Raw genomic sequence first — 5070 nt, 5'->3', positions numbered from 1 at the left:
CCAGGACCACAGCACGCGGAAGAACATCAAGGCAGATCTTCAGGCCGGAGTTCCGGTGTAATGATAAAAGTCGGAACATTAACGCCTATGTTGAGAGGATTACGATCATCGTGTGACACCGTCAGACCAGAAGGCTCACCTGAGGTAAGGATTGCTTTCAAAATAACGGACCCATTCTCCCAAACGTAACCGTCATCCCCGCGCAAGAGTGCTGCCGCAGGAATGACGGAAAGCGGGTCCTTTCTACAACCCCACTCCCCTTAAAATATTAATGTAGCGAGCCAGCTAGCGGATATTGATAACAAGAACAGCAATGTTGAAAACAATTGGGGCCAGACACCACATCGGGAAACTGTCAGGTCAGAATAATTTGAAATGAGTGTTTTGTATGAAAAAAAACATGCCTGATGTGGAATGCCCTGAATCACCCACAAATATTGTTATTAATTCAGCCGGCATGCTGATCTCTTTTCTGACTCTGGCCACCTTTTGTCTGTTTGGTGACGATTTGTCGGTGGTTGAAGGCGTCATACTGGTTTGCTTCGGGCTTGCATTGCCAATCATTGTTTTGGACATTGTTTTTTTAAAAGTACATCGCTCCCCTTCAACAGGACTGGATTTTGATAAGCCTGTTCAGCACGCCTTCTGGTATAACACCGTTGCCGTAAAGCTGACCGGGCTGGCCATGACAATAGGGAGTGTCACTTTTGTTTATTGGCTCTTACCAGAATATCAAGGCCGTTTTTATGACCGGTACTACGAATTTCTAGGCATTATTCTGCCGTTTTTTTGTGCTTTATCGATTCCCTACTTTATATTAATCAACCGCTATATGGTTGAGCCAAAAGATGGTTACTGGCATGTGGGGATGGTATTGGCTGGAATGCTTTTCTCTCCCAAAAAGCTAAAACAGGTTGATCGAAATAAAGTTTTTCAGCATGTATTGGGATGGCTGGTCAAACTGTTTTTCTTACCGCTGATGTTCGTTTATCTGGCAGACAAAGTAGCACTTTACCGTGACTTCGATTTTACCACTCTATTCCATAGCTATAAGGCCTTTTTTGATTTTACGTTCGGCTTTCTGTTTTACATCGATCTGTTATTTGTCACCGTCGGTTACCTATGTACTATTCGCCTGTTCGATGCCCATATTCGCTCAGCTGAACCCGGTTTTTTAGGCTGGGGCGTTGCATTGATGTGCTATCAGCCGTTCTGGAGCATGATTTCTGATTCGTATCTTAATTATAATTCAGGTACCTCCTGGGGATATTGGTTTTGGGACTATCCAATTATTTATGGGCTCTGGGGTAGCCTTATCCTGATACTGATGGGCGTTTATGTCTGGGCGACAGTTTCTTTTGGCGTACGCTTTTCCAACCTGACCCATCGGGGGATTTTGACCAATGGGGCTTACCGTTACACCAAGCACCCGGCTTATATCAGTAAGAATTTATCCTGGTGGCTTATTTCCATGCCGTTTTTAACCACAGGTCATCCAGTGACGGCGATACAACACTGCACCTTGTTATTGTTATTGAACTTCATCTATCTATTACGTGCAAAAACTGAAGAGCGTCATTTATCCTGTGATTCTGCCTATGTTGCTTATGCGCGTTATATTGAGCATCACGGACTATTGGCTCCCATAGGGCGCTGGTTACCTGTTCTTAAATTTAAACCAGGGAGCTTGTTCAATTGGGCTTCCGGGTCAGATGCGGTGATGGAGCCTCAGCCATCCTCAACAACCAGGCAGCCATAAAAAATAAAAGAAAATAAAGATTCCACTTTCCCATCGGAACAAAGCTGCTCATCTGCTATCCAAATAACGTAAATAACTCATCTTGGTGAAATATATGAATAGCATGTCCCTCCAGCCTACCGGCTTTCAGCCCCCTGCGTTCAGGGAATTAGGATGCGTTATCTGCTTTAACGGAAAAGCAATAAAAGAGACGGATCCTCTCCGTTACTTCCACGATGAGTGCCTGAATGGTTGGCTCGACTCCGCATTTGGAATGAGCGTAGCGCATAGAGCTACTTCCACTGCGGCAGGATTCCTGAAATTCTCCCGGATATTGTCCGATTGGACAATCCACGTAGTAGCCCAGACAGCCATCACCCAGATTCATTCCTCTCCAGTGAAACTCCCTCCCCTGAAAGCCCTGATTGCCATCAGGGCGACAGTGCGGAATACAGGGCTGCTGGTAGCCCAAGATTTAATCCTGAAATCAATCTGGGAAGAATCACAGGGAAAAACCCTGAAGCCTGAGATCTGTTGGGCATTCAATACAAAGGTCCAACAAAGAGTCCAGCAGGATATCCAGGACTTTACTTTCCCATAAACAAATAATAAACAAATAAAAAATAAAAAATAAAAATAAGAATAAGAATAAGAATAAAAAAAATAAAAAAAAAAAATAAAAAGGACACTCATAAATTTATCAATACAATAAATAAGGGTATTTTTATGGACCTGTTGAGGCTGTCCACCTTCAATCTATTGCCGATTTATCTCGGCGCTCTGGATGTCCTGTTCTCCCCTTCTTTATGGATGTCCTATTCTCAGGTCCCCTGTTCTCCGGTCCTCTGTTCTCCGCACTTATGGATGTCCAAAAAATAAAAAAATAAAAAAAAAATAAAAGGACACCCATAAATTTATCAATACAATAAATAAGGGTATATTTATGGACCTGTTGAGGCTGTCCACCTTCAATCTCTTGCCGATTTATCTCGGCGCACTGGATGTCCTGTTCTCCCTGGATGTCCTGCTCTCCCTCCTGTTCTCCTCTCCCTGTCCTGTTCTCCCCTTCTTTATGGATGTCCTGTTCTCCCGCTGTTTTTATGGATGTCCTGTTCTCCCCTGTTCTCCCTGTTTTTATGGATGTCCTGCTCTCCGGTTACCAGGCATTAAGTTTGGCAGGATACAATGCTGAGTACGGATTTGACGCCCTCTCTTTATCATTGGTGGAATCGATCGCTCAGGGCTGTGGTGTTAATGAACCAAAGCCGCTGCAACACAAATATCGCTGGCAGTTAATGTTCAGTAGGTGACGATTCCAGATCTTTGCCGATTGATTTGGTGATTTCCCGCATTATCGAATTCATATTTTCTATATCGTCTTCGGGTATGCTGTTAATAATGCCTTGTAAACTCAGATTAGGGTAAAGTTGTTTTTCTGTTAATGTCTGCCTTGTCATAGGGCATTCTTTCTTTATTTTGAGACATTTTAGAATACTTTTTTCGTCATAGCTATGTCCGTAAACGGTCATGACAGCTTTTTCCATTAACATCAGAGAAATGGGACAAGTAACTTCTGCTAATGTTTTTGTGGTAAATTCGGACATTGACTTAAATTTTGTTTTCATGTTAAAAATGTCGACCATCAAGATTCTCTTTTTGTTGCTAAGAAGTTCTGTTTCACTGGATAAATGTACCCTTTTATTGCTAAGAATTTCTGTTTGAACGGTCAAGGATTTAATGCTATTTTCCATATTAGCCAGTTTAGATTGATCTGCAATTATTCCCCTGATTTCTTGCATTTTTATGGTAAGTAATTTTTCATTCTGGAATTTCTTTAGTATGTCTTCAACTGTTGTCTGTTGATGCAGAGTTTTGTTTGACAGTAGACGTCTGAGGGCTGTGGGGTTGGATCTTTCCTTAAAGTAGTCATATAAAGAAATGCTTCTGGTTGTGCCATTATAATTGGTTATTCTAACAGAGGCTAGTTCATCACTTGTACTGAATGATTTAAGTAAAAATACACTTCTTTCAATAGGTGTTGCATGGTTCAGTAATTTGTCTTTGTTTAGCTCTAGCAAGTGACTGGAATATTCCTTCCTCATTTCTTCAGAGGTAAATAAGTTTTCAATATCACTTATTGAACTGATTCGCATGGAGATATAATTGATAAAGCTATTGTCATCATGGAGGTCAATGCTTCTTTGATCATTAAGTGCTTTGGTGTATAGATTCAGAAAGAGACCTTTCCTTTCACTGTAATTCCAATATTCCAATACTGAAAATAGCACCCATAGTAATTGTACATTGGTGCTGTCATCAAATTCAAAATTAAGCTTCCAATGTTTGTCATCTACGATATCAAGATATGAGACATTTAAACCCAAATTCACTTTATCACGAATTACAGTAAATAATCTACTATCCTTGTCAAAATTACCCTCTAGTATTAGATCAAAAACAATATAGTGTGACAGTATAGATTTACACAAGCCTATGAGATGATTAATAGACTCTGTCATTGACTCGTCGAGTGAGATGCCTTTGTTAAGATTATCAACTATTTTTTCAAGTTCAGGTTGGAGGTCATATCCCGAAAACACCGAAAACATATAGTGCTTAAGTAATAATAAAAGAAATTCAAATCTTTGTTTTGAATAAGAACCGCAATGATCCAGTTTCGTTGTATCTTCGATTAGCTGACAAATGGTGACGAATGATTTTTTTATTTTTATTCTGGTGATTTCTGTTTGATCAGAGTTAGTAACAGACAATATGAAACCTTTTTCATGTCTCAATACGGATTTATCGCTTTCAATAAGGGTTTCAAAATGTTCACGGCAGCTATCAAGCTCCGTTATTACTCCAGCGTCAAGAAGGTTGATAAGAGATTCTCTTATCTGACCCAGTTCTGCTTTGTATTGTTTTGATGCCTGTACTTGGATTTTTCGTTGAGTAATTGCTGTTTTTCTTGGCAATTGATCAGGGTTGATTTCAAATGCTCTGCCACAGTCTTGGCATGAGTTTTTTATTCTGACTTTGTCTTTGTCTTTTTGTGATTCTGAATGAATGTTTATGCGATTATTCAAAGTAATCGCATTTTCTCTGGGATTTAAGCTGGCAGTGTCAATCATGTTCAATGAAACCTGAGTTTAGGTTTAAGTAGGTGATAGTTTGCTATCGAATGTTATGACTAAGTAGGTGATCCTTTGCTATCGAATATTTTGACCACTGACTAATGAATAAGTTCCAACTCTTTTATAACCAAGGCATCAATAGTCGGATGTGTTCTCCAGTTTTTCGGCGATAAATGTTGAAATGCAAACAATCACCCA

General features: G+C 40.1%; 4 protein-coding genes. 2 read left to right on the top strand and 2 right to left on the bottom strand.

Features of this window, described 5'->3' with window-relative positions; translation table 11 throughout:
- Window positions 1-388: 388 nt before the first annotated feature.
- A complete protein-coding gene (locus RM811_RS05940; protein WP_402521795.1) occupies window positions 389-1759 on the top strand; it encodes an isoprenylcysteine carboxylmethyltransferase family protein in 1371 nt (456 codons plus the stop codon).
- A 148-nt stretch (window positions 1760-1907) separates the two neighbouring features.
- On the opposite strand, the gene RM811_RS05935 is transcribed toward RM811_RS05940, so the two are convergent.
- Window positions 1908-2210 carry a hypothetical protein gene (locus RM811_RS05935; protein WP_402521793.1) on the bottom strand — a complete coding sequence of 101 codons (303 nt, stop codon included), beginning with the start codon at window positions 2208-2210 and terminating at the stop codon, window positions 1908-1910.
- Between the two features lie 628 nt (window positions 2211-2838).
- On the opposite strand from RM811_RS05935, the gene RM811_RS05930 reads away from it, so the two are divergent.
- The gene (locus tag RM811_RS05930; RefSeq protein WP_402521791.1) at window positions 2839-3048 is read left to right on the top strand and encodes a hypothetical protein; all 210 of its coding nucleotides are present in this window, start codon (window positions 2839-2841) and stop codon (window positions 3046-3048) included.
- Here the strand turns inward: RM811_RS05930 and RM811_RS05925 are convergent.
- Window positions 3031-4869, bottom strand: a complete 1839-nt coding sequence (locus RM811_RS05925; RefSeq protein ID WP_402521789.1) for a U-box domain-containing protein — start codon at window positions 4867-4869, stop codon at window positions 3031-3033. The genes RM811_RS05930 and RM811_RS05925 overlap by 18 nt on opposite strands.
- Window positions 4870-5070 lie beyond the last annotated feature (201 nt).

This window comes from Endozoicomonas sp., assembly GCF_031844845.1.
Taxonomy (GTDB): domain Bacteria; phylum Pseudomonadota; class Gammaproteobacteria; order Pseudomonadales; family Endozoicomonadaceae; genus Endozoicomonas.
Note: the sequence above shows the minus strand (reverse complement) of the source record. Positions and strands in the feature narration are given on the sequence as shown.

Bases quoted from the DNA above. Each gene is read 5' to 3' on its own strand.
- RM811_RS05940 (WP_402521795.1), top strand. From the start codon at position 389: ATGAAAAAAAACATGCCTGATGTGGAATGCCCTGAATCACCCACAAAT.
- RM811_RS05930 (WP_402521791.1), top strand. From the start codon at position 2,839: ATGGATGTCCTGTTCTCCCCTGTTCTCCCTGTTTTTATGGATGTCCTG.
- RM811_RS05925 (WP_402521789.1), bottom strand. From the start codon at position 4,869: ATGATTGACACTGCCAGCTTAAATCCCAGAGAAAATGCGATTACTTTG.